Genomic DNA, 1,852 nt, shown 5'->3' on the forward strand with positions numbered 1-1,852 from the left:
GCTTCAAGCGTACCAGCAGAATCATTGAGACTTGCGTAGTTGTTGCCATAACCGATTGAAGCTCCAACCATTAAATTCGGATTTATCCAATAATCTCCACCTAATGCAAAAGTGCTTATATTGTAATCAAAACCTATGGTATTATCAGAATCATCTTTCCAGCCTGAATTGTAGCTTCCAGAAATGTAGAAGTTAGGTCCACCGTTTGCATTATTTAATTTAGTTATGTTTTGATTGGATGATTTTTTTGCAATAAATGAGTTTATCCTGTTGTTTATTAATGAACTAAATGCATCAGAATTTGCTTCGATAAGTCTTGCTGGGGCAGTTAAAGAGTAAAAGTTATTAACCGCGCTTGACACATATCTTGCAATTATACTGTGTGTGTAAGCTGTAGGGTGAACACCGTCCCAAAAAAGATAACGAGAATAATTAGGATCGCCATTTAAGTAGGCAAGCATACCTTCGTCTGTAGTATTTACTAAACCGTAAGCCTTTGGGTTACTAACAAGCTCGTTAAACAGCACTTCTCCATTTAGTGTTATAATATTAAGGCCTGTTTGATTGTGAATATTTGAAAGTGCTTGCTGTAAATAGATATTATAAAGTTGAGTGTATGCTGATGCTAACGCCTGTACCTGAGGTCCGCCTTGGATTGCGGATGGCGTGTCTTGTAATGGCGGAAGCGTTAAGACAACCATTTGTTTTGCTCCAAGCTTTGATAGCTCAGCTATACCTTGGGCCGTTTGAGGCACAGCAGTTTGGATAGCATTTCCAATAAGCACACCCATTGCTTTTGTAGGATCATTTGTTTGCTGGTATACTGTGATTATTTGATTTAACAAGGCAGGAGGTATTCCAGCAGTTATAGCATAACTTGGGTCATTTGTTGCAATTGTTTTTTGAAGTGCCTGCGTCTGAGCTGCTGTTACAAAAAAATTATTTGCCCCAATCCAAACGCCAATTAGGTCGTTTGATTTAAACCTGCCACCAGCGTTAGCAAAATTTTGAACTTCTGTTAAAAAGCTTGGCAACTGTGGATTTGTAAATAATCCCTGACTTGCAAATGAACTCCAATATGTGTTTTCTAAATTGTTGAACACTCCAGGCTGGCCGTTTAAACCCTCAGTGCTTATTGGTCCAGTAAAAGCACCGCCTACAGCAAAATCATTTGACGGAATAAATCCAAAATTTGATATTAATGGAAAATCTTCTGCCCATACAGGGCCATTTGAAAACCTGTTTTTATAGTAAGGTGCTGGTGGCAAAGGATAGCCAGTCAATTTTGGTATGTTGCCATTATCGCTTAAACTATCGCCAAAAACAAACCAGTTGCCGAAAGCTTGCGCAGATTTAAAATTTGTTAATAGAAAAATTAGAAAAAAAACAGCTATTAACTTATTTTTATTTTTAAACATTTTAATCACCTATTAAAACACATACGTGACGTTTAAGCCATAGCCCCAAATGTGAGCTTTAGCGCTAAGATCAGTAGATTGCTGTGGCAATACTCCAGGTATAGCGTATGCAGCATTTAAGTTTTTAGAATTAGATATATTTGTGTTTCCTGCGGTTGTTGAATAAAATACATCCGTATCAATCTTCCAACGTTTAAAGTTTAATCCAACACCGCCTGTAAACATGTACTTGTTTGCATCAGGCCACTGGGCATCAAATGTAGAAGAAGGAATAGGCGTAGGATCATAGTAAAAACCTCCACGCAAAGCAAGCATTTCAATTGGTTTGTACTCAATGCCGAATTTTATTGTATTTGTATCTTTCCAATCTCTTGGGAAATACTCACTTGATTTTATTCCGAATAATGGCTGGCTAAAGCTTACTGTATATCCGC

General features: G+C 37.5%; 2 protein-coding genes. Both read right to left on the reverse strand.

What is annotated here, in order from left to right; genetic code table 11:
• A partial coding sequence (locus tag Q0C22_RS09190) for an SGNH/GDSL hydrolase family protein (RefSeq protein WP_291494025.1) occupies positions 1 to 1,418 on the reverse strand: 1,418 nt, incomplete at its 3' end.
• 12 nt (positions 1,419 to 1,430) lie between these two features.
• Positions 1,431 to 1,852 (reverse strand): OmpP1/FadL family transporter (locus Q0C22_RS09195; RefSeq protein WP_291494027.1); only part of this gene is annotated, 422 nt, incomplete at its 5' end.

It is taken from the genome of Desulfurella sp., from assembly GCF_023256235.1.
Classification (GTDB): Bacteria; Campylobacterota_A; Desulfurellia; order Desulfurellales; family Desulfurellaceae; genus Desulfurella.